The organism is Pseudomonas sp. IT-P44, from assembly GCF_949768225.1.
GTDB lineage: Bacteria > Pseudomonadota > Gammaproteobacteria > Pseudomonadales > Pseudomonadaceae > Aquipseudomonas > Aquipseudomonas migulae.
On the sequence record NZ_CATKQM010000090.1, the window covers coordinates 108,675 to 131,812 of the forward strand.

Annotated in this window: 21 protein-coding genes; 9 read left to right on the plus strand and 12 right to left on the minus strand. The window is 60.4% G+C overall.

Going from position 1 to position 23,138, the window contains the following annotated elements; translation table 11 throughout:
* Positions 1-26: 26 nt before the first annotated feature.
* From mreD to mreB, 3 genes are all read right to left on the minus strand, one after another.
* On the minus strand, positions 27-518 hold the full coding sequence (gene mreD, locus ACM6IO_RS28485; protein ID WP_008037410.1) for a rod shape-determining protein MreD: 492 nt from the start codon (positions 516-518) through the stop codon (positions 27-29).
* The gene (gene mreC, locus ACM6IO_RS28490; RefSeq protein ID WP_081500181.1) at positions 518-1,669 is read right to left on the minus strand and encodes a rod shape-determining protein MreC; all 1,152 of its coding nucleotides are present in this window, start codon (positions 1,667-1,669) and stop codon (positions 518-520) included. Before mreC ends, mreD begins: the two co-directional genes overlap by 1 nt.
* A 138-nt stretch (positions 1,670-1,807) precedes the next feature.
* Entirely contained in the window at positions 1,808-2,845 is a 1,038-nt protein-coding gene (gene mreB, locus ACM6IO_RS28495; protein ID WP_002555108.1) for a rod shape-determining protein MreB, read from the minus strand.
* Positions 2,846-3,059: 214 nt separating this feature from the next.
* Between mreB and gatC the strand changes: the two genes are divergently transcribed.
* The 6 genes from gatC to ACM6IO_RS28525 all read left to right on the plus strand — a co-directional run bounded on the left by gatC (position 3,060) and on the right by ACM6IO_RS28525 (position 8,281).
* Positions 3,060-3,347 carry an Asp-tRNA(Asn)/Glu-tRNA(Gln) amidotransferase subunit GatC gene (gene gatC, locus ACM6IO_RS28500; protein WP_008026876.1) on the plus strand — a complete coding sequence of 96 codons (288 nt, stop codon included), beginning with the start codon at positions 3,060-3,062 and terminating at the stop codon, positions 3,345-3,347.
* A 16-nt stretch (positions 3,348-3,363) separates the two neighbouring features.
* Positions 3,364-4,815: an Asp-tRNA(Asn)/Glu-tRNA(Gln) amidotransferase subunit GatA gene (gene gatA / locus ACM6IO_RS28505; RefSeq protein WP_008026874.1), complete on the plus strand. Its 1,452-nt coding sequence runs from the start codon at positions 3,364-3,366 to the stop codon at positions 4,813-4,815.
* A 10-nt stretch (positions 4,816-4,825) separates the two neighbouring features.
* The gene (gene gatB, locus ACM6IO_RS28510; RefSeq protein ID WP_008026871.1) at positions 4,826-6,271 is read left to right on the plus strand and encodes an Asp-tRNA(Asn)/Glu-tRNA(Gln) amidotransferase subunit GatB; all 1,446 of its coding nucleotides are present in this window, start codon (positions 4,826-4,828) and stop codon (positions 6,269-6,271) included.
* Between the two features lie 149 nt (positions 6,272-6,420).
* Positions 6,421-6,792 (plus strand): septal ring lytic transglycosylase RlpA family protein, encoded by a 372-nt coding sequence (locus ACM6IO_RS28515; RefSeq protein WP_008037420.1) that lies wholly within the window; start codon positions 6,421-6,423, stop codon positions 6,790-6,792.
* Positions 6,793-6,893: 101 nt separating this feature from the next.
* The gene (locus ACM6IO_RS28520) at positions 6,894-7,904 is read left to right on the plus strand and encodes a calcium/sodium antiporter (protein ID WP_414912647.1); all 1,011 of its coding nucleotides are present in this window, start codon (positions 6,894-6,896) and stop codon (positions 7,902-7,904) included.
* Positions 7,901-8,281 carry a carboxymuconolactone decarboxylase family protein gene (locus ACM6IO_RS28525; RefSeq protein WP_008037429.1) on the plus strand — a complete coding sequence of 127 codons (381 nt, stop codon included), beginning with the start codon at positions 7,901-7,903 and terminating at the stop codon, positions 8,279-8,281. The genes ACM6IO_RS28520 and ACM6IO_RS28525 overlap by 4 nt, the downstream gene beginning before the upstream one ends.
* A gap of 108 nt (positions 8,282-8,389) precedes the next feature.
* Here the strand turns inward: ACM6IO_RS28525 and ACM6IO_RS28530 are convergent, their stop codons facing one another.
* The 5 genes from ACM6IO_RS28530 to kdgD form a co-directional block, all read right to left on the minus strand.
* Positions 8,390-9,331 (minus strand): AEC family transporter, encoded by a 942-nt coding sequence (locus tag ACM6IO_RS28530; RefSeq protein WP_192227725.1) that lies wholly within the window; start codon positions 9,329-9,331, stop codon positions 8,390-8,392.
* Between the two features lie 174 nt (positions 9,332-9,505).
* On the minus strand, positions 9,506-11,059 hold the full coding sequence (gene garD, locus ACM6IO_RS28535) for a galactarate dehydratase (RefSeq protein ID WP_008037432.1): 1,554 nt from the start codon (positions 11,057-11,059) through the stop codon (positions 9,506-9,508).
* An 11-nt stretch (positions 11,060-11,070) separates the two neighbouring features.
* A complete protein-coding gene (locus ACM6IO_RS28540) occupies positions 11,071-12,438 on the minus strand; it encodes an MFS transporter (RefSeq protein WP_008026859.1) in 1,368 nt (455 codons plus the stop codon).
* Positions 12,439-12,587: 149 nt separating this feature from the next.
* Complete coding sequence (locus tag ACM6IO_RS28545) at positions 12,588-14,033, minus strand: aldehyde dehydrogenase family protein (RefSeq protein WP_008026857.1); 1,446 nt, start codon at positions 14,031-14,033, stop codon at positions 12,588-12,590.
* A gap of 59 nt (positions 14,034-14,092) precedes the next feature.
* The gene (gene kdgD / locus ACM6IO_RS28550; RefSeq protein WP_008026855.1) at positions 14,093-15,004 is read right to left on the minus strand and encodes a 5-dehydro-4-deoxyglucarate dehydratase; all 912 of its coding nucleotides are present in this window, start codon (positions 15,002-15,004) and stop codon (positions 14,093-14,095) included.
* 245 nt (positions 15,005-15,249) lie between these two features.
* Between kdgD and ACM6IO_RS28555 the strand changes: the two genes are divergently transcribed.
* Positions 15,250-16,554: a phospholipase gene (locus tag ACM6IO_RS28555; protein ID WP_414912648.1), complete on the plus strand. Its 1,305-nt coding sequence runs from the start codon at positions 15,250-15,252 to the stop codon at positions 16,552-16,554.
* A gap of 14 nt (positions 16,555-16,568) precedes the next feature.
* Positions 16,569-16,760, plus strand: a complete 192-nt coding sequence (locus ACM6IO_RS28560) for a hypothetical protein (protein ID WP_414912649.1) — start codon at positions 16,569-16,571, stop codon at positions 16,758-16,760.
* A 154-nt stretch (positions 16,761-16,914) separates the two neighbouring features.
* On the opposite strand, the gene ACM6IO_RS28565 is transcribed toward ACM6IO_RS28560, so the two are convergent.
* From ACM6IO_RS28565 to ACM6IO_RS28580, 4 genes are all read right to left on the minus strand, one after another.
* Positions 16,915-17,664, minus strand: a complete 750-nt coding sequence (locus ACM6IO_RS28565) for a FadR/GntR family transcriptional regulator (protein WP_031318393.1) — start codon at positions 17,662-17,664, stop codon at positions 16,915-16,917.
* A gap of 210 nt (positions 17,665-17,874) precedes the next feature.
* The gene (locus ACM6IO_RS28570; protein WP_008037437.1) at positions 17,875-19,602 is read right to left on the minus strand and encodes an ABC transporter ATP-binding protein/permease; all 1,728 of its coding nucleotides are present in this window, start codon (positions 19,600-19,602) and stop codon (positions 17,875-17,877) included.
* Between the two features lie 97 nt (positions 19,603-19,699).
* Positions 19,700-20,260: a response regulator transcription factor gene (locus ACM6IO_RS28575; RefSeq protein ID WP_008026845.1), complete on the minus strand. Its 561-nt coding sequence runs from the start codon at positions 20,258-20,260 to the stop codon at positions 19,700-19,702.
* On the minus strand, positions 20,253-21,515 hold the full coding sequence (locus ACM6IO_RS28580; RefSeq protein WP_008037438.1) for an ATP-binding protein: 1,263 nt from the start codon (positions 21,513-21,515) through the stop codon (positions 20,253-20,255). Before ACM6IO_RS28580 ends, ACM6IO_RS28575 begins: the two co-directional genes overlap by 8 nt.
* A 341-nt stretch (positions 21,516-21,856) precedes the next feature.
* Between ACM6IO_RS28580 and ACM6IO_RS28585 the strand changes: the two genes are divergently transcribed.
* Positions 21,857-22,573: an SIMPL domain-containing protein gene (locus ACM6IO_RS28585; RefSeq protein ID WP_008037440.1), complete on the plus strand. Its 717-nt coding sequence runs from the start codon at positions 21,857-21,859 to the stop codon at positions 22,571-22,573.
* Positions 22,574-23,138: the final 565 nt, after the last annotated feature.

The window sequence follows — 23,138 nt, forward strand, 5'->3', positions numbered from 1 at the left end:
ATGGTGTGGGCAAATGCCTGACCGAATCAGTTAATTTTGTAACGTCGACGCAGACCGCGCAAACCGAAGCTGATCCACGGCCAGAGCAACGCGCTGACCAGTGCCGGCAAGACCAGCGCCAGCGTTGGCTGACGATTGCCGGTCAGGGCGCTGAGCCACAGCTGAACAAGCTGCGCGAGGCCGAAGATCACCAGGATCACCAGGCTCTGTTGCCACATCGGGAACATCCGCAGCCGCTGTTGCAGCGACAGCACCAGGAACGTGATGAGCGTCAGGATCAACGCGTTCTGGCCCAGCAGCGTGCCGTAAAGCACATCTTCGGCCAGGCCCAGGCACCACGCGGTGACCATGCCGACTTTCTGCGGCAGGGCCAACGCCCAGAACGCCAGCAGCAAGGCGAGCCATAGCGGGCGAAGGATTTCCATGAATTGCGGCAGCGGCGAAACGCTGAGCAACATGCCGATGGCGAACGTCAGCCAGATCATCCAGCCGTTTCGGGAGGCGGTAGCACCGACCATTATTCTCTTCCCCCAGTGGTAGCCGGTGCAGAGACAGGCGGTTTGGCAGCGGGCTTCACGACAGCGGGTTGTGTCGCCGGTGGTTTGGCGGCGGGTGCAGTCGCGGGCGGCTTGGCGGCGGCAGGGTGTGCGGCAGCGGGTTTGACCGGGGTTGTGGCAGCAGGCTTGGCCGGGGTCGCAGCAGGTGCAGTCGCTGGAACGGCGGCGGCAGCAGCAGGAGCAATCACCGCAGCAGGTTTCGGCACGGTGGCGGGAATGATTGGCCCGCCGCCTTGCGCATCGAGGTTTTCCTGGGCCTGAGCGGCGTCGTTTGCACGCTCTTCCGGTGTACGCGTATCGCTGAACACCAGCAACAGGTAACGGCTACGGTTCAAGGCAGCGGTCGGCACGGCGCGGACAATGGCAAATGGCTGGCCGGAATCGTGAATCACTTCCTTGACCGTCGCCACCGGGTAACCCGCCGGGAATCGCTGGCCGAGACCGGAGCTGACCAGCAAGTCGCCTTCCTTGATGTCCGCCGTGTCGGCCACGTGACGCAGTTCCAGACGTTCCGGGTTGCCGGTGCCGCTGGCAATCGCTCGCAGTCCGTTACGGTTCACTTGCACCGGGATGCTGTGGGTGGTGTCGGTGAGCAACAGCACACGGGAGGTGTACGGCATCAACTCGACCACCTGGCCCATCAGGCCACGGGCATCGAGCACCGGCTGACCGAGGACCACACCGTCGCGCTCACCTTTATTGATGATGATGCGATGGGTGAAGGGATTGGGGTCCATGCCGATCAACTCGGCCACTTCGACCTTCTCGTTGACCAGCGCGGAGGAATTGAGCAACTCGCGCAGCCGAACGTTCTGCTCGGTGAGGGCGGCAAGCTTTTGCATGCGACCCTGCAGCAGCAGGTTTTCGGTCTTGAGTTTTTCGTTTTCGGCGACCAGCTCGGTACGGCTGCCAAACTGGCTGGCCACACCTTGCCATAGCCGCTGCGGCAGGTCGGTGATCCAGTAAGACTGCATCAGCACCAGCGACATCTGGCTACGCACTGGCTTGAGCAGTGTGAAGCGGGCATCGACCACCATCAGCGCGACCGATAGCACGACCAGCACCAACAAGCGCACGCCCAGTGAAGGCCCTTTGGTGAAAAGCGGTTTAATAAGCCGCTCCTCCCAGGCAAATGTTTTCTTTATTCATACGGCAGACCGGCCTGGATACAGACTGACAGAAGGTAAACGCAAACAGGCAGCACTGCAAAGTGCCGCCTGCGCGCTCAACAGCATAGTTGCATCGGGCGATCACTCGCTCGACAGCAGATCCATGGTGTGTTTATCCATCATTTCCAATGCGCGGCCACCGCCGCGAGCAACGCAGGTCAGCGGGTCTTCGGCAACGATCACCGGCAGACCGGTTTCCTGGGCCAGCAACTTGTCGAGGTCACGCAGCAAGGCGCCACCACCGGTCAGTACCAGGCCACGCTCGGCGATGTCGGAAGCCAGCTCCGGAGGCGATTGCTCCAGTGCGCTTTTAACAGCCTGAACGATAGTAGCCAGGGACTCTTGCAGAGCTTCCAGCACTTCATTGGAGTTCAGGGTGAATGCGCGTGGAACGCCTTCGGCCAGGTTACGGCCGCGAACGTCGACTTCGCGAACTTCGCCGCCCGGGTAGGCAGTACCGATTTCCTGTTTGATGCGCTCGGCGGTGGATTCGCCGATCAGGCTGCCGTAGTTGCGACGCACGTAGGTGATGATCGCTTCGTCGAAGCGGTCGCCGCCAACCCGTACGGATTCGGCGTAAACCACACCGTTCAGGGAGATCAGTGCGATTTCAGTGGTACCACCACCGATATCCACCACCATCGAACCGCGTGCTTCTTCAACCGGCAGGCCGGCACCGATCGCAGCCGCCATCGGCTCTTCGATCAGGAACACTTCACGTGCGCCGGCACCAAGGGCCGACTCACGGATGGCACGACGCTCAACCTGAGTGGATTTGCACGGAACGCAGATCAGCACACGAGGGCTAGGCTGCAGGAAGCTGTTTTCGTGAACCTTGTTGATAAAGTATTGCAGCATCTTTTCGCAGACGCTGAAGTCGGCAATGACGCCATCCTTCATCGGACGAATGGCGGCAATGTTGCCCGGCGTACGGCCGAGCATGCGCTTGGCCTCGGTGCCGACAGCAACGACACTTTTCTGGTTACCGTGTGTCCGAATAGCCACAACCGATGGCTCATTCAGGACGATTCCGCGCTCGCGCACGTAAATAAGGGTGTTGGCAGTGCCCAGGTCAATGGAAAGATCGCTGGAAAACATGCCACGCAGTTTCTTGAACATGGGAAAGGGACCCTAGGCAACGCGTGGGTAAAAAAGTGCGGCAAACTCTAACAACGACAGGGATTTTGGGCAAGGCGCCAATATGTTAAATTGGCCGCTTTTCTGTGCACCAACCCCCACAATCGCGGCCTTATGACCGTAGAAATGCGGTAGTGTTCCGACAATCTAACACACGGATAGCATCCGTTCTGTTTTCCTTCCACTGGAGAATCCCATGACGCTTGAACGCTCCGACGTGGAAAAAATCGCTCATTTGGCCTGTCTGGGCCTCAATGATGCCGATCTTCCACACATCACTTCGGCCCTGAACAGCATTCTGGGACTGGTCGACGAAATGCAGGCGGTCAATACCGACGGTATCGAACCGCTCGCCCACCCACTGGAAGCCAGCCAGCGCCTGCGTGCAGACGTCGTGACCGAGACCAATCATCGCGAGGCCTATCAGTCCATCGCACCAGCGGTCGAAAACGGCCTGTACCTGGTTCCGAAAGTCATCGACTAAAGGGAAAGAGCCTGCAATGCATCAATTGACTCTGGCCGAGATCGCCCGCGGACTCGCCGATAAAAAGTTTTCTTCCGAAGAGCTGACCAAAGTCCTGCTGGCGCGCATCGCCCAGCTCGATCCACAGCTCAACAGCTTCATCAGCCTCACCGAAGACCTGGCGCTCCAGCAGGCGAAAGCCGCTGACGCACGCCGTGCCAATGGTGAGAGCGGCGCCCTGCTCGGCGCGCCGATCGCCCATAAAGACCTGTTCTGCACCCAGGGCGTGCGCACCAGCTGCGGCTCGAAGATGCTCGACAACTTCAAGGCACCGTACGACGCCACCGTCGTCGCCAAACTGGCAGCCGCCGGCGCGGTGACCCTGGGCAAGACCAACATGGACGAATTCGCCATGGGTTCGGCCAACGAGTCGAGCTACTACGGCGCGGTGAAAAACCCGTGGAACCTGGAACACGTGCCGGGCGGTTCGTCCGGTGGTTCGGCGGCGGCCGTTGCCGCTCGTCTGTTGCCAGCCGCGACCGCCACCGACACCGGCGGCTCGATCCGCCAGCCGGCCGCGTTCACCAACCTCACCGGCCTGAAACCGACCTACGGTCGCGTTTCGCGCTGGGGCATGATCGCTTACGCGTCCAGCCTCGATCAGGGCGGCCCGCTGGCGCGCACTGCCGAAGACTGCGCGATCCTGCTGCAAGGCATGGCCGGTTTCGACAGCAATGACTCCACCAGCATCGACGAGCCCGTGCCGGATTACAGCGCCAGCCTCAACGATTCGCTGAAAGGCCTGCGCATCGGTGTGCCGAAGGAATACTTCAGCGCCGGTCTCGACCCGCGTATCGCCGAGTTGATCCAGAACAGCATCAAGGAGCTGGAAAAGCTCGGTGCCGTGATCAAGGAAATCAGCCTGCCGAACATGCAGCACGCGATTCCTGCGTACTACGTGATCGCCCCGGCAGAAGCGTCTTCCAACCTGTCGCGTTTCGACGGCGTGCGTTTCGGCTATCGCTGCGAAGACCCGAAAAACCTGGAAGACCTGTACAAGCGTTCCCGTGGTGAAGGTTTCGGTGCAGAAGTGCAGCGCCGGATCATGGTCGGCGCCTACGCGCTGTCCGCCGGCTACTACGACGCCTACTACCTGAAGGCGCAGAAGATTCGTCGTTTGGTGAAAAACGACTTCATGGCGGCTTTCAATGAAGTCGACATCATCCTCGGCCCAACCACGCCGAACCCGGCCTGGAAGCTTGGCGCCAAGAGCAGCGACCCGGTCGCTGCCTATCTGGAAGACGTCTACACCATCACCGCCAACCTCGCCGGCCTGCCGGGCTTGTCCATGCCCGCCGGTTTCGTCGATGGCCTGCCGGTCGGCGTGCAACTGCTCGCCCCGTATTTCCAGGAAGGTCGCCTGTTGAACGTTGCCCATCAGTATCAGTTGAACACTGACTGGCACACCCGCACCCCAACCGGCTTCTGAGGAGAAACACATGCAATGGGAAGTCGTGATCGGGCTGGAGATTCATACCCAGCTCACCACCCGGTCGAAAATCTTTTCCGGTAGCTCCACCACTTTCGGTTCCGAGCCGAACACCCAGGCCAGCCTGGTTGACCTCGGCATGCCTGGCGTCTTGCCAGTGCTGAACCAGGAAGCGGTGCGCATGGCCGTGATGTTCGGCCTCGCTATCGATGCCGAGATCGGCCAGCACAACGTGTTCGCCCGTAAAAACTATTTCTACCCGGACCTGCCCAAGGGCTACCAGATCAGCCAGATGGAATTGCCGATTGTCGGCAAGGGCCACCTGGACATCGCCCTTGAAGACGGTACGGTCAAACGCGTTGGCATCACCCGCGCGCACCTGGAAGAAGACGCCGGTAAAAGCCTGCACGAAGAGTTCAACGGTGCCACCGGCATCGACCTGAACCGCGCCGGCACGCCGCTGCTGGAAATCGTTTCCGAGCCGGACATGCGCAGCGCCAAGGAAGCCGTGGCTTACGTCAAGGCTGTCCACGCGCTGGTGCGCTACCTGGGCATCTGCGACGGCAACATGGCCGAAGGTTCGCTGCGTTGCGACTGCAACGTGTCGATCCGTCCGAAAGGCCAGGCTGAGTTCGGCACGCGTTGCGAGATCAAGAACGTCAACTCGTTCCGCTTCATCGAGAAGGCGATCAACACCGAAGTGCAGCGTCAGATCGAACTGATCGAAGACGGCGGCAAGGTGATCCAGCAGACTCGCCTGTACGACCCGAACAAGGACGAAACCCGTCCGATGCGCAGCAAAGAGGAAGCCAACGACTACCGTTACTTCCCCGATCCGGACCTGCTGCCGGTGGTCATCGAGAACTCGTTCCTCGACGACGTGCGCGCCACCCTGCCGGAATTGCCACCGCAGAAACGCGAGCGCTTCCAGGAGCAGTTCGGTCTGTCGGTCTACGACGCCAGCGTCCTGGCCACCAGCCGCGAGCAAGCCGATTACTTCGAGAAAGTCGCGAGCATTGGCGGCGACGCCAAACTGGCGGCCAACTGGGTCATGGTTGAACTGGGCAGCCTGTTGAACAAACAAGGCCTGGACATCGATCAGTCGCCGGTTTCGGCCGAGCAACTGGGCGGCATGCTGTTGCGCATCAAGGACAACACCATCTCCGGCAAGATCGCTAAAGTGGTGTTTGAAGCGATGGCCAACGGCGAAGGCAGCGCAGACGAGATCATCGACAAGCGCGGCTTGAAGCAAGTGACCGACACCGGCGCGATCTCGGCGGTGCTGGACGAAATGCTCGCGGCCAACGCCGAGCAGGTCGAACAATACCGCGCGGCAGACGAAGCCAAACGCGGCAAGATGTTCGGCTTCTTCGTCGGCCAGGCCATGAAAGCCTCCAAAGGCAAGGCCAACCCGCAACAGGTCAACGAACTGCTGAAAAGCAAGCTCGAAGGCTGATGAGCATGGAGCCAGTATTCAAGCCTGGCTCTACCCCCTGTGGGAGCGGGCTTGCTCGCGAAAGCGGTAAAACAGTCAACATCGATGTTGAATGTGATACCGCTTTCGCGAGCAAGCCCGCTCCCACATTTGTATGTGGATACCTTTGAATGAAACGTCTACTGGGGGCCTGCGCCCTGTTGTCTTTACTGGCCGGTTGCGCCAGCACCGATGTCGTCGATCCTCACGGTTACGACCAGACAGGCGTGGCGTCCTACTACGGCGCCAAACACCAGGGCAAACGCACCGCCAGCGGTGAACGTTTCGACAAAAATTCCATGACCGCTGCCCACCGCCAACTACCCTTTGGTACGCGGGTGAAGGTCACCAATCTGAAAAACGACAAATCCTGCGTGGTCCGCATCAATGATCGCGGGCCGCACACTCGCGGGCGCCTGATCGACTTGTCTCACGAAGCCGCCGAGCAACTGGGCATGATCAAAAGCGGCACCGCACGGGTTCGCGTGCAAGCCCTCGACTGACTCACGGAGCCCCGACCATTTTCGGACTTGCCGACTTACCCCTGCTCAGCGTAATTGAACTGCTCAGCGGCCTGGTTCTACTGATCGCCGGTGCCGAACTGATGGTGCGCGCCGCCGTGCGCGTGGCTGCGCGACTGCACGTTCGACCGCTGATCATCGGCCTGACCATCGTCGCCCTCGGCAGCAGCGCACCGCAGATGGCCGTCAGCCTGCAAGCCACGCTGGCGCAGAACGCCGATATCGCCGTCGGCAGCGTGATCGGCAGCAGCATCTTCAACATCCTCGTCACCCTCGGGCTTTCGGCGCTGATCATCCCGCTGCGGGTCTCGCGGCAACTGGTGCGCCTGGATATTCCACTGATGATCGGCGCCAGCCTGCTGGTGTTCGTCCTGGCATGGAATGAAGAACTGACCCGGGTCGACGGCGTCCTGCTATTGGCGGCGCTGATGGTGTATCTGGGCCTGCTGCTGCGCCAGTCGCGGCATTCGGCGCGCCCACAAACGAGCCCGCATGAAGGCCCTGAAGTTCCGTGGTTCAGCAGCCTGCTGATGATCGTCGCGGGCCTGGCGATGCTGATCTACGCCGGGCATTTGCTGCTGGGCGCCGCGGTGTCGGTCGCCACGGACCTGGGGCTGTCGGAACGGATCATCGGCCTGACCATCGTCGCCGTCAGCACCTCCCTGCCGGAGCTCGCCACCTCGTTGATCGCGGCATTGCGTGGCCAGCGCGACATCGCCGTAGGCAACGTGATCGGCAGCAACCTGTTCAACCTGTTGGGCGTGCTGGGCGTTACCGCACTGATCGCGCCGTCGCCGCTGTCGGTCTCGCCCAACGCGCTGGATTTCGATTTGCCGGTGATGCTCGGCGTCGCGGCGCTGTGCCTGCCGGTGTTCTATTCCGGCTACCGGGTGACCCGCGCCGAAGGCCTGCTGTTTTTGGGTTTGTACCTGGCTTACGGCCTGCACGTGGTGTCGTTCACCACCGGTATGCCGCTGGCCGGCAAGCTTGAACACCTGATGCTGTTTTTCGTCCTGCCGGCGCTGTTGGCGTTTTTGCTGTTCACGTCGCTGCGCGCCTGGCGTCGCCAACACCACAAGAAGGAATTGCCATGACCGACAATAAAAAAACCGGCGTTGAAGTCCGCCGCCAAGTGATGGGTGACGCGTTCGTCGATCGCGCATTGGGCAATGCCACCGAGTTCACCCAGCCGTTGCAGGATTTCGTCAATGAACACGCCTGGGGCAGCGTGTGGAGTCGCGAAGGGTTGCCACTGAAAACCCGCAGCCTGATCACCCTCGCCGCGCTGACCGCGTTGAAGTGCCCACAGGAATTGAAAGGCCACGTGCGCGGCGCGCTGAACAACGGTTGCACCGTGGAAGAGATTCGCGAGGCACTGCTGCATTGCGCGGTGTATGCCGGTGTGCCGGCGGCGATCGATGCGTTTCGGGCGGCGCAGGAAGTGATCGATACCTACCAGAAGCCGGAGTAAGCAGGTCCGCCGCTTTCGCGGGCAAGCCTCGCTCCTACACGTTCGATGACCTTCTGTAGGAGCGAGGCTCGCCCGCGAATGGATCTAAAGCGCACAGAGAATCTGAAGCTAGATCCACCCACCCCACTGCAACAAAAAGATCCCGATATTGGTGGTCACCGCCGCCATCAGCGTGGTGATCACAATGATCGCCGCCGCCAGTTCATGATTGCCATCGGCCTGACGCGCCATGACAAAACTGGCCGCCGCGGTCGGGCTGCCGAAGTACAGGAACAGAATCCCCAACTCCGCCCCGCGAAACCCCCAGAGCCATGCCCCCAGCGTCGCCAGCACCGGCAGGCCGATCATCTTCACCAGGCTGGAGCTGAGCGCCATGTGGCCGCTTTTGCGCATCGCCGCCAGCGACAGCGTGCCGCCGATGCAGATCAACGCCAAGGGCAACGTGGTTTGCGCCAGGTACTGCCCGGACTTCTCCAGCCAGCCCGGCAAGGCAATATTGAAATACGCAAACGGCGCCGCCGCAAACACGCTGATGATCAACGGGTTGTTCATCACGCTTTTGCAGATACTCCACGGGTCGGACTTGATCACCGGGCTGTACACCGCCAGCACAATGGTCGACAGCGTGTTGTAAAACAGGATCACCAGTGCCGCGAGAATCGCGCCGAGGGAAATTCCGTAATCGCCGTACATGCTCGCTGCCAGCGCGAGGCCGATAACGCCGTTGTTGCCGCGAAACGCACCCTGGGTGTAAATCCCGCGGTCTTCACGCGGGCACTTCCAGATCGCCCAGCCCCAGGCGATGGCGAAGCTGACCAGCGTGGCAATCGAAAAATAGATCAGCAGCGACGGTTGCAGCGCGGCGTGCAAGTCGGCATGCAGGATGCCCAGAAACAGCAACGCCGGCATGGTGACGTTGAACACCAGAGCCGACGCAGTATGGATGAAATTGTCGTTGATCCAGTTGATACGCTTTAGCAGCACGCCCAGAAACAGCATGGCAAACACCGGCGCGGTGATGTTCAGGGTTTCGAGGAAGATAGCCAGCATGCCGGGAGTCACCTTGGGTGGGCGTCGTTAGGGGGCTAATGATAAGCCACCCAGGGCGTTGGCGTCTGGTGGAAAGCCTTCGCGGGCAAGCCTCGCTCCTACAGGTTCGGTGATCTTCTGTAGGAGCGAGCGGTGCGGCGACCCGACTTGCCCGCGAAGAACGATGACGCGGTCTTACGTGATCGGCGCCGGGTTGAACAGGGTAATGTCGTTATGCAGCTTGTGCCGCTCCGACCACGTCTGCTTCTTCCCGCTGGCCACGTCCAGGTAGTAGTGAAACAACTCCCACCCGAGATCCTCTATCGACGCTCGTCCAGTCGCAATCCGCCCGGCATCGATGTCGATCAGGTCCGGCCAGCGCTGCGCCAGTTCGGTCCGGGTCGATACCTTCACCACCGGCGCCATCGCCAGACCATACGGCGTGCCACGTCCGGTGGTGAACACGTGCAGGTTCATCCCGGCCGCCAGTTGCAACGTCCCGCAGACAAAATCGCTGGCCGGGGTCGCACAGAAAATCAGGCCTTTGCGCTTGAAGCGCTCGCCAGGGCCCAGCACGCCGTTGATCGCGCTGCTGCCGGATTTGACGATCGACCCAAGGGATTTCTCGACAATGTTCGACAACCCGCCCTTCTTGTTGCCAGGCGTGGTGTTGGCGCTGCGATCCGCTTCGCCCTTGGCCAGGTAACGGTCGTACCAGTCCATTTCCCGCACCAGTTCCTGAGCGACCTCCTCGGTTTCGGCGCGGGACGTCAGCAGGTAAATCGCGTCGCGCACTTCGGTGACTTCGGAAAACATCACCGTCGCACCGGCACGCAGCAACAGGTCAGAGGCGTAACCCAGCGCCGGGTTGGCGGTGATGCCGGAGAACGCATCGCTGCCACCACACTGCATGCCGAGAATCAGCTCGGACGCCGGCACGGTTTCCCGGCGACGTTGATCGAGCTTCTTCAAACGGGTCTCGGCCAGGGCCATGATCTGCTCGATCATTTCGGTGAAACCGTGACTCGAATCCTGCAAGCGATACAGCCACGGATCGCTCAAATCCACCGAACTGTCGTTCTCGTGCATCACCTGCCCAGCCTGCAATTTCTCGCAGCCCAGACTGATCACCAGCGCTTCGCCGCCCAGGTTCGGATTGCGCGCCAGGTTACGCACGGTGCGGATCGGGATGTACGCGTCGGTGGCGGTAATTGCCACGCCGCAGCCGTAGCTGTGAGTCAACGCGACCACGTCATCGACGTTCGGGTACTTGGGCAGCAACTCGTCCTTGATGCGCTTGACCGCATGATCCAGAACGCCGGTGACACACTGCACCGTGGTGGTAATCCCGAGAATGTTGCGCGTGCCGACGGTGCCGTCGGCGTTGCGATAACCCTCGAACGTAAAGCCTTCCAGCGGTGCCTGCGCCGCCGGCACCTCGGTGGACAGCGGCAAGCTGTCCAGCGGTGGCGCGGTGGGCATGCGCAGTTGATCTTCCTTGACCCAACTGCCGCGCGGAATCGGCTGCAACGCGTAGCCAATGGTCTGGCCGTAACGAATCACCTGGCCGCCCTCGGGAATGTCCTCGAGGGTGACCTTGTGGCTCTGCGGCACGAAGTCCACGGTGACCAGGCCATCGGGAAACTCGGTGCCCGCCGGCACGCCCTGATCGTTGACCACGATCACGACGTTGTCTCGCTCGTGCAGACGGATGTAGCGCGGCGAGTCGGAATGTTCAATCAACTGCATGACGCCGCTCCTCAGGAATGCGCTTGTGACAATTTGTTGTTTGTTTCAGGGCCGCTGACCGGTGGCTCTTTGAGCACCACACGTTTGATCGGGCCAACGATCACCAGGTAGCTGAACACTGCAACCAGTGCGTTGCAACCGACAAACACCAGCGCCCACTTGAACGAACCGGTGGAGCTGATGATGTAGCCGATGACGATCGGCGTGGTGATCGACGCGATGTTGCCGAAGGTGTTGAACAGGCCACCGCTGAGACCGGCGATCTGTTTTGGCGAGGTGTCGGACACGACCGCCCAACCCAACGCACCCACACCTTTGCCGAAGAAAGCCAAGGCCATGAAGCCGACGACCATCCATTCAACATCGACATAGTTGCAAGCCACGATGCTGCTGGAGACCAGCAGGCCCGCGATGATCGGCGCCTTGCGAGCGAAGGTCAGTGAATGGCCCTTGCGCAGCAGGTAGTCGGAAATCACCCCGCCGAGCACACCACCGATGAAGCCGCAGATCGCCGGCAACGAGGCGATGAAACCAGCCTTGAGGATGGTCATGCCGCGTTCTTGCACCAGGTATACCGGGAACCAGGTCAGGAAGAAGTAGGTGATGCCGTTGATGCAGTATTGGCCCAGGTACACGCCGAGCATCATGCGGTTGGTCAGCAACTGGCGGATGTAATCCCACTTCGGACCGTCGCTTTTTTTGCCTTTGCCTTTGTCCTGGTCCATATCGACCATGCCGCCGTTGTCGGCGATGTGTTTGAACTCGGCGTCGTTGATCATCGGGTGCTGGCGCGGGCTGTAGATCACCTTCAGCCAGATGCCCGAGAAGATGATGCCGATCACGCCCATCACGATGAACACGTGCTGCCAGCCGAAGCTGTAGACGATCCAGCCCATCAGCGGCGCGAACAACACGGTGGCAAAGTACTGCGCCGAGTTGAAGATCGCCGAGGCGGTGCCGCGTTCAGCGGTCGGGAACCAGGCGGCCACGATGCGTGCGTTACCGGGGAAGGATGGCGCTTCGGCCAGGCCCACCAGGAAGCGCAGCATGAACAGCGCAACCACTGCCGTGGACATGCCGAACTCGCCGACATAGCCCTGCAGCACGGTGAACAATGACCAGGTGAAAATGCTCAGCGCGTAGATTTTTTTCGAGCCGAAACGGTCCAGCAGCCAGCCACCGGGAATTTGCCCGGCCACGTAGGCCCAACCGAATGCGGAGAAGATGTAACCGAGGGTGACCGCGTCGATGCCGAGGTCTTTTTGCAGGCTGGAGCCGGCGATTGCGATGGTTGCCCGGTCGGCGTAGTTGATCGTGGTCACCAGAAAAAGCATGAGCAAAATCAAATAGCGGACGTGGGTCGGCTTGGTCGCTTGCATGTAGATGTACTCCCACTGATTATTTTTATGCGGGTAATAACGATGTTCTGTAGGAGCCGGCTTGCTGGCGATGCAGGCACCTCGGTGTGTCATTTACACCGTGGTGATGCGATCGCCAGCAAGCCGGCTCCTACAGGTTATTGCGTGAATCAGGAACCGATGTAGGAGGTCTTCACAACCGTGTAGAACTCTTGCGCGTAGCGACCTTGCTCGCGGGAACCATAGGATGAACCTTTACGCCCACCGAATGGAACGTGGTAATCCACGCCCGCCGTCGGCAGGTTGACCATCACCATCCCGGCCTGGGAGTGGCGTTTGAAGTGGTTGGCGTACTTCAGCGACGTGGTGGCGATGCCCGCCGACAGACCGAATTCGGTGTCGTTGGCCATGGCCAGTGCAGCGTCGTAATCCGCCACGCGAACGATGTTGGCCACCGGGCCGAAGATCTCTTCGCGGCTGATGCGCATCGCCGCTTCGCTGTCGGCAAACAGCGTAGGCGCGAGGTAGTAGCCTTCGGTGTCGCAGGTCACCAGACCGCCGCCGCTGACCAGACGTGCACCTTCGGACTGGCCGATGTCGATGTACTTCATGTCCTGTTCAAGTTGAGCTTGCGAGACCACCGGACCGATGTCGGTGCCGGTTTTCAGCGCGTGGCCGACCTTGATCGACTTCATGCGCTCGGCCATCGCTTCAACGAACTTGTCGTGGATGCCGGCAGTGACGATGAAGCGGCTGGAAGCGGTGCAACGCTGGCCGGTGGAGTAGAACGCGCTCTGTACCGACAGTTCGACCGCTTGCTTGAGGTCGGCGTCGTCGAGAATGATCTGCGGGTTCTTGCCGCCCATTTCCAGCTGAACCTTGGCCTGGCGCGACACGCAGCTGACGGCGATCTGACGACCGACACCAACGGAACCGGTGAAGCTGATGCCATCGACTTTCGGGCTCTGAACCATTGCATCGCCAACCACGCGACCGCTGCCCATCACCAGGTTGAACACGCCGGCCGGGAAGCCTGCGCGGGAGATGATTTCAGCCAGCGCCCAGGCGCAACCCGGCACCAGATCCGCCGGTTTCAGCACGACGCAGTTGCCGTAGGCCAGGGCCGGGGCGATTTTCCACGCAGGGATGGCGATCGGGAAGTTCCACGGGGTGATCAGGCCAACCACGCCCAAGGCTTCGCGAGTGACTTCGACATTGACGCCCGGACGTACCGACGGCAAGTAGTCGCCGGACAGACGCAGGGTTTCACCGGCGAAGAACTTGAAGATGTTACCGGCGCGGGTCACTTCGCCGATGGCTTCAGGCAGGGTCTTGCCCTCTTCCCGAGCCAGCAAGGTGCCGAGCTCTTCGCGGCGAGCGAGGATTTCAGTACCGACTTTATCCAGCGAGTCGTGGCGGGCCTGAATGCCCGAGGTCGACCAGGCCGGGAACGCAGCGCGAGCGGCGTCGATGGCGGCGTGGACCTGGGCCAGATCAGCCTTGGCGTATTCACCGATGGTGTCGGTCAGTTCGGACGGGTTGATGTTGGCGCAGTATTCACTGCCGGCAACCCATTCACCGTTGATGTAGTTATCGAAACGCTTTGTATCAGCCACAACAATCTCCTCACGCAAAAGGCCGCTGATTGCTCAGCGGCCTTGTTTAATCGGGTGTGTTACTGCGCACCTTGCTTGTCGATCAGCGCGGCGAGCATTTCGTACTCTTCGCCGGTCAGATCGGTCAGCGGCGCACGCACAGGACCTGCGTCATAGCCGGCAATTTTCGCACCCGCCTTGACGATGCTCACTGCGTAACCGGATTTGCGGTTACGGATGTCCAGGTACGGCAGGAAGAAGTCGTCGATGATCTTGCCAACGGTGGCGTGATCTTCGCGAGCGATGGCGTGGTAGAAATCCATCGCGGTTTTCGGGATGAAGTTGAACACCGCCGAGGAGTAAACCGGTACGCCCAAGGCCTTGTAGGCAGCGGCGTAGACTTCGGCGGTCGGCAAACCACCCAGGTAGCTGAAGCGATCGCCGAGGCGACGACGGATCGACACCATCAACTCGATATCGCCCAGGCCATCCTTGTAGCCGATCAGGTTCGGGCAGCGCTCGGCCAGGCGTTCCAGCAGCGGCGCGGTCAGGCGGCAGACGTTACGGTTGTAAACCACCACGCCGATCTTCACCGATTTGCACACGGCTTCAACGTGGGCGGCAACGCCGTCCTGGCTGGCTTCGGTCAGGTAGTGCGGCAGCAGCAACAGGCCTTTGGCGCCCAGACGTTCGGCTTCCTGTGCGTATTCGATGGCTTGACGGGTCGAACCGCCAACGCCGGCCAGAATCGGCACGCTGGTTTCGCAGGTGTCGACGGCAGTCTTGATGATTTCCGAATATTCGCTGGCCGCCAGGGAGAAGAACTCACCGGTGCCGCCTGCGGCGAACAAAGCCGAGGCGCCGTATGGGGCCAGCCATTCGAGACGCTTGATGTAGCCCGCGCGATTGAAGTCGCCCTGAGCATTGAAATCGGTAACCGGGAAAGACAGCAGACCGGAAGAGAGGATGGACTTCAGTTCTTGTGGATTCATTATTCGAACACCCTGGATAGCAACGTTTGTTTGTGTGTGTGAGAAAACCGTTCAGCCTGCGCCGAAGTTGTAGGTCATCGTACAACTTAAAAAACAACCGTCAACTGCATTTCATCGCCGCACCCAAAATTTATGCGTCGGAAAAGTATTTTCTTGACGTAGGAAAGATCTCCTCTATGCTCTGAACAACTGTATATGCATACAGTTATCTTGAAACATACCGACGACATATCAAGGAGATAGAAATGTCAGGTCTACACACAAAAACTCAGGAAAAACCAAAACAGGTCATTGCCGGGCTGGATGATCTGTTCACCGAGAAGGGCATCGCCATTACGGGTAATGACCATCTGGTCCTGCGCCTCGACGAGCACCGGACCGACCCCCATCAGCCGTCCGCCCCTGCATCCGGCAACGCCTTGAAAGGCAAGCCACAGCTGAGGTTCGAGGGTGGTGAACACACCGCCATCGGCGACAACACGCTGCTGCGTTTCGCCAAGGATGCACCGGCGATAACGGCCTCGCAGGTCGAGTTGCATCTGCCTAACGGCCTGGCCCTGACGTATGGGCAGGTTGTTGCACTGGGCGGTGATTTCTATGGAATCCCGGACAAACCGGTCAGCGAAGGCGCAACCGCTGCCGACCGGATCCAGCGCTTTACCGAGGCCTTCAATTCCCTGGCGGTGCTGCCGGCGTCAAATGCCGAAGCGAAGCTGATCCTCGGAGTCATGCAGAAGGAAATCGCCGCGGTTAAACAGGCGATAAAGGACGGCAAACAGCCCCACGAGGCGTATGACGCATTGGGTGATACGTTGTCGGAAGAGTGGAACAAGATCACCGGCGGCGGCAGTTTCGTCTCGGCCCTGTATCCATTGGGCCGCTACCTGAAACTGGCCGCCAACAACGCTGACCACTTCGCCGAGTGGGCACTGTTGGCCTACATCGCCGGGCATACGGCGGCATTGCAACAAGCGGTGGTCGCCCACAACAGTGGCGATGACGCGTCGCTGGAACTGGCTTACGCGATGAACGCTTTCGCCGATCACTACCTGACCGACCTGTTTTCCGCCGGCCACCTGCGGGTGCCGCGCAAACAGTTGGCAGCGGTGGTCACGCCGAGTGACCTGGGCTCGTTGATTACCCGCTTCATGCACGACGAAGACAGCAAGTTCGGCCTCAATGTGCGCAACGGTGACGGCGTTCAATGGCACGCTTATGGCGACAAGCGCTACTTCGATGCAATCGACAGCGCCAATCGCGTCCAGGTCAATCTAGCGGTCCAGGTGTCGGCGGATGAAATTTTCGCGACGTACCTCAGCGGCATCGCCCCGTCGCCCGGCAGTTTCGCGGCATTGAAAAAACTGCCTGACCTGCAAGCGGTACTGAACCCGACGGGCAATTTCTCGCCGCTGTTCAAGGTCGAGGGCAACAAGGTGTTGCGGCGCAAGGACGTCAATAACCTGAATGACACCGCCACCGTCGATGACTGGTGGGGCTGGAGCACTTACCTGCTGCTCAAGGACTACAACCCGACTGGCAACGTGGCCTGATAAGGAGATCGATGATGACTATCAAACTGAAACTGGAATTGGCTTCGGGCGATTCGCTGAAAGGTGCGCCGCTGGAATTGCTGGCTGATGGCAAGGCCATCGCCAAAGCGGTGGTGGGCAAGCATGGGGATGTGGTGTTCGATGCCAAGCCCGGTGCAAGTCGGTTGGCGGTGAGGGTGGATCGTTCGATTCTTCGTGCTGGCTGACGCTGTGGTGTAACGGCCGCAGGACTCATCGCCAGCAAGCCGGCTCCTACAGGATTGTCGTCGTACACAAAATTTGCGTACGACACAGTTCCTGTAGGAGCCGGCTTGCCGGCGATGGCGGTCTGTCAGGCGACAGATCAACCCAATTGGAAACCTACCCCCGCTGCGCCTCAGCCTCTTCATGCGCATGACGCAACCGCTCGCGGCTGTTCGTCAGATGCAAGCGCATCGCCGCCCGCGCCGCATCGGAATCCTGACGTGCAATCGCATCGTAAATCTCTTCGTGCTCACGGCTCAGGCGACTCATGTAATGCTGTTGGTCGTCATGGGCCAGGCGTGCCGAGTTCAGGCGCGTACGCGGAATGATGCTGGTGCCCAGGTGGGTCATGATGTCGGTGAAGTAGCGGTTGCCGGTCGACAGCGCGATTTGCAGGTGGAACTGGAAGTCCGAGGCCACCGCATCGCTGGCGTGGGCCGCGCTTTCGTTCAAGGCGTCCAGAGCGGCGCGCATCAACGCCAACTGCTCAGGGCTGCGACGTTGCGCAGCAAGCCCCGCGGATTCCACTTCGAGGCTGATACGCAGCTCCAGAATCGCCAGCACATCACGCAGCGTCACCACCGTCGCCGGGTCGATACGGAAACCGCTCGGGCTCGGTGTATCGAGCACGAAGGTGCCGATGCCGTGGCGGGTTTCCACCTGCCCGGCCGCCTGCAAACGGGAAATCGCCTCGCGCACCACGGTGCGGCTGACGCCATGGGCATCCATGATCGCCGACTCGGTGGGCAATTTGTCGCCGCGCTTGAGGTGACCATCGCGGATCTGCTCGGACAGCACCGTCACCAATTCCTGTGCGAGGCTGCGGCGCTTGCGAGGGAGGCGTGGTGCGTCGATCGGGTTTTCCATGGTGAACGTCTGTCTCGAAAAATTCGGCTGAAACCGCATCATAGCTCAACGCGGTTGTACGATCACCATCACCCCTTTGTAGGAGCGAGCGGTGCGGCGATCCGACTTGCCCGCGAAGGCCGTTACGCGGATTGTAATTAAGACCGCGTCATCGTTCTTCGCGGGCAAGTCGGATCGCCGCACCGCTCGCTCCTACAGGGATTGTGGTGGTTATGCGGTTACGGTCTGATCCACCAGATGGCCGTTGTCGATGCGCACATGCCGTGGATGGAAGCGTTTCAGGCTGCTGCGATGCCCGACGCTGACGATGCTGAGCCCCGGAATCTCATCGATCAACGCCTGATACAGCGAAGCTTCATCCTCTTCATCCATCGCCGAAGTCGCTTCGTCCATGTACAGCCATTGCGGCGCATAAAGCAGCGCACGGGCAAAGGCCAGACGTTGCTGTTCGCCCGGCGAAAGCATGCGTTGCCAGTGATTCGCTTCATCCAGGCGCGAAACCAGGTGTGGCAAACGACAGGTTTCCAGCACGTGAACGTAGCGTTCCTGCGGATAGGTCTCGCCAGGCTGTGGATAACTCAACACCTCGCGCAGCGTGCCAATCGGCAGATAAGGCTTTTGCGGCAGGAACAAATAGCGCGCCGCCGGCAGACGAATGCTGCCATGGCCTGTTGGCCACAAATGCCCCATCGCTCGCAGCAACGTGGACTTGCCACTGCCGGAACGGCCGCTGAGCATCACGCGCTCGCCCTCCTCCACGGTCATGTCGGCATTGGTCAGCAGATGCCGACCGTCCGCCAGATCGAGGCCCAGGTTGTGAATCTTCAACCCATTACCCTGATTCTGTACGTCGATGGCTGGCGCGCGCTCTTCGTTGTCGGTCATGGCCTGACGGAAACTCAGCAGACGATCACAAGTGGCACGCCATGAGGCGAGGTTCTGGTACGCACTGATAAACCAGCTGAAACTCTCCTGCACATTGCCGAACGCCGAACTGATTTGCATCAGATCACCGAGTTCGATCTTGCCAGCGAAATAACGTGGGGCAGCGACCATGAACGGAAAGATGATGGCGGCCTGTTGGTAACCTGCGGTAAAGAACGTCAGACGCTTGGACACCTTCATGATGTCCCAGAAGTTGTGCCAGACCAGCCCGAAGCGGTGGCTCAAGCGACGATTCTCATTGGGTTCGCCGTTGTACAGCGCAATGGTCTCGGCATTTTCGCGAACCCGTACCATGGAGAAACGCAGGTCGGCTTCAAAGCGTTGTTGTTGGTTGTTCAGGCCGATCAGGCGACGACCGATCAGATGCGTCAGCCAGCTACCGATCACGGCATACACCAGCACACACCAGAACATGTAGCCGGGGATGGTGAAACCGAACACTTCGATACTGCCCGACACGCCCCACAGAATGATCGAGAACGACACCAGGCTGACAATGTTGCGCAGCAAACCGATGCCCAGCTCCAGGGTATTGGAGGTGAAGTTGTTGAGGTCTTCGGAAATCCGCTGGTCCGGGTTATCGGTGTAACCGCCCTGCTCCAGCTGGTAGTAATTCTTGTTGCCGAGCCAACGGGCGAAATGCTTTTCCGTGAGCCAGGCACGCCAGCGAATGGTCAGCATCTGCGTCAGATAGAGCCGGTACACGGCACCGATGATCGCCACCGCCGCAATCCCGCAGAAATACAGAATCAGCTGCCAGAACGCGGCTTCGTCCTTCTTCTGCAGAGCGTTGTAGAAGTCCTTGTACCAGGTGTTGAACCACACCGAGAGCCCCACGCTGATCAACGACAACGCGATCACCGCGATCAGTAGTGTCCAGGCCTTGACCTTCTCTTCGCTTTGCCAATAAGGCGTGATCATCGCCCAGACTTTGCGAAAAAACTGCCCGCGCACGGCATCGTTGACCGCGGAATATTCAGCGTTCTGATTCATGGAAAAGGCTCGATAAAGAAAAGAACACGCACGAACCGATCATAGATGATCGGCTCGGTTTGTCGCGAGGCGCGGCCGGCATTTGTTCAGCGCAGGTTCAGCGACGAACGGGACGCTTTTGCAGTTTGCGCTGCAGCGTACGGCGGTGCATGCCCAAGGCGCGGGCAGTGGCGGAGATGTTGCCTTCGTGTTCGGTCAACACGCGCTGGATGTGTTCCCACTGCAAACGGTCCACCGACATCGGGTTTTCCGGCACCAGGCTGTCGAGATCGGCGTGTTCAGACAACAACGCGGCCAGCACGTCATCGGCATCCGCCGGTTTGCACAGGTAGTTGCAGGCACCGCGCTTGATCGCTTCGACAGCGGTGGCAATGCTCGAGTAACCGGTGAGGATCACCACGCGCATCTCCGGGTCGAGTTCGAGCAGTTTTGGCAGCAACACCAGGCCGGAATCGCCGTCCATTTTCAGGTCCAGCGCGGCGTAATCCGGGATATCGGCCTGGGCGATGGTCAGGCCTTCTTCGGCGGAGCCGGCGGTGCTGACGCGAAAACCACGGCGAGCCATGGCGCGCGCCATCACGCGGGTGAACGTGGCGTCGTCATCTACCAGCAGCAAATGCGGCAGTTCTTCGCCTTCGACTTGGATCTCTTCACTCATGTTCGTCTCCTCGGGCGACACGGGGCAGGCGCAGCTCGGTGAGCGTACCGCCTTCCTCATGACTGTAGAGTTTCACTGAGCCGCCGGCGCGTGTCACGCTGGCCTTGCTCAAAAACAGGCCCAGGCCGAAACCTTTGCCCTTGGTGGTAAAAAACGGTTTGCCGATCTGTTCGGCAATGGCCAGCGGCACACCGGCGCCGTGGTCGCGAATGCTGATGGTCAAGTCCTCGGCATTCCAGTCCAGCGTCACTTGCAGCCCTTCGGGGCATGCGTCAGCGGCGTTGTTCAACAAATTCAGCAGCGCCTGGGTCAGGTCCGGCGGCGGCGCCATGCGTGGCACGGTGCCTTGGCCCAGGCGCTGGAAGCGGTAACTGGCTTCCGGGCGCATCAAGTGCCAGCGGTTCAGCGCTTCGTCGAGCCAATCAGTGACGTCCTGCATCTCCACCGCCAAGCGGCGATTGGCCTCGGCGGCGCGCACCAGTTGCTGCAAGGTTTCTTTGCAGAGTTTGACCTGATCCTGCAGCACGCTGAGGTCGTCCTGCAACATCGGATCGTGATGGTCCCGGCGCATTTCCTTGAGCAACACGCTCATGGTCGCCAGCGGCGTGCCCAGTTCATGGGCGGCACCGGCGGCTTCGGTCGCGACGGCCAGCAATTGCTGATCACGCAGGCCTTCTTCGCGACGGATGGCGCGCAGCTCTTCCTGCCGGCGCAGCTCTTCGGCCATGCGCGCGGCGAAGAAGGTAATCACCGCAGCAGCCAGGGCGAAGCTCAGCCACATCCCGTAGACCTGCAGGTTTTCCCGGGCAATCGGGAAGGTTTGCAACGGATAGAAACCCGCCAGCAACAAGGTGTACATCGCCAGGGCGATGCCCGACAGAATCACCGAGTAACGCCATGGCAACGTCACGGCGGCGATGGTCAGCGGCACCAGGTAATAAGAGACGAAGGGGTTGGTCGAGCCGCCGGAGAAATACAGCAAGGCGCTGTGGATAAACAGGTCGCAGGCCAGTTGCACGGCGTATTCGAGCTCGGTAACCGGCCAGGAGGTACGCAGCCGAATCGCCGTGAACGCGCACAGCAACATCGAGCAACCGAGGGTCGCTGCCAATTGGAACCAAGGCAGCGGCAGCAAGTCGAGCCAGTAGGCCAGGCCCACGGAACCGGCCTGAGCGGCCAACACCAATGTGCGGATGAACGTCAGCCGCCAGAGATTCTGACGAGTTGCGGAAGTGATTTGAACGGGGGCGAGCATGAGCTCTCCTGATGAGCGCTCCAGGCAGATCGCACGGAGTATAACCAAGCACGGGGGCTGACAGGCAAAAGTGCGGCAAACGGCCACATGGCAGGAATATCAGCTGCGTCTATAAGGCCGCCTTCGCGGGCAAGCCTCGCTCCTACAAGTCCAAAGGTTGCCGCGCACTACCCAGAGCTGTAGGAGCGAGCGGGCGGCGATCCGACTTGCCCGCGAAGGCCGCGACGCGGTCAACCATCTGTATAGAAGTTGTAACTGTGCGAACCGGATCATTAAAGCTAGAGTCTGATGGTTTCACGCAGGCTCGGACCTAACCCCTGCGCACCGTCCAAGGAGTTTTCATGCACACTTTCCGCCGCAGCGCCGCCCTTCTCGCCCTCAGCGTTGGCACCGTCGCCAGCCTCCCGGCCATGGCCGCCGACGAGCTGCATTACAACCAGATTTCCCTGCGCGCCGAAGTCAGTCAGGAAGTTGCCCGCGACCTGATGATCGTGACCCTCTACACCGAAGAACAAAATACCGACCCGGCCAAACTCGCGGCCGATGTCAGCACCACCATGAACAAAGCGCTGGCCCAGGCCAAGCAAGTCAAAGACATCACCCTGCGCCAGGGTAGCCGCAACAGCTACCCGATCTACGACACCAAGGGCCAGAAAATCACTGGCTGGCGCGAACGCGCCGAACTGCGCCTGGAAAGCTCCGACTTCGCCGCCCTGTCTAAACTGACCGGCGAACTGCTCACCGACCTGAAAATGGGCGGCATGGACTTCGCCATCGCCACGCCAACCCGCAAGGCCAGCGAAGACGCCCTGCTCAAAGACGCCGTGACCGCCTTCAAGGCCCGAGCACAACTGGCCACCGACGCGCTGGGCGGCAAGGGTTACAAAATCGTCAACCTCAACCTGAACAGCAACGGTTATCCACAACCGTACATGCGTGGGCCGATGATGATGAAAGCGGCCAGCATGGATGCCGCGCCGGTTACGCCGGAAGTTGAAGCCGGCACCAGCCAGGTCAGCATGACGGCGGATGGGTCGATTGAAGTATTGATGCCTTGATTCGATAGCCAGTACAAAAAACGGCGACCACCAAAGTGATCGCCGTTTTTTTATGGTCCGGCAAAATCGACGCCCCCCGATCCTGTAGGAGCCGGCTTGCTGGCGAAAAATTCCGGATTTTGCGGCGCTGTTTCGGACGCCATCGCCAGCAAGCCGGCTCCTACAAAGGGCGTATTACATCCGCGAAATCAGGTCGTCTGACAGGCCGCCATCGCCGGCAAGCCGGCTCCTACAAAGGTTCGGGTACATCCGCGAAATCAGGTCGTCTGGCAGGCCGCCATCGCCGGCAAGCCGGCTCCTACAAAGGTTCGGGTACATCCGCGAAATCAGGTCGTCTGGCAGGCCGCCATCGCCAGCAAGCCGGCTCCTACAAAAGTTCGGGTACATCCGCGAAATCGGGTCGGCTGGAAGGCCGCCATCGCCGGCAAGCCGGCTCCTACAAAGGGCGTATTACATACGCGAAATCGGGTCGGCTGGAAGGCCGCCATCGCCGGCAAGCCGGCTCCTACAAAGGGCGTATTACATCCGCGAAATCGGGTCGGCTGGAAGGCCGCCATCGCCGGCA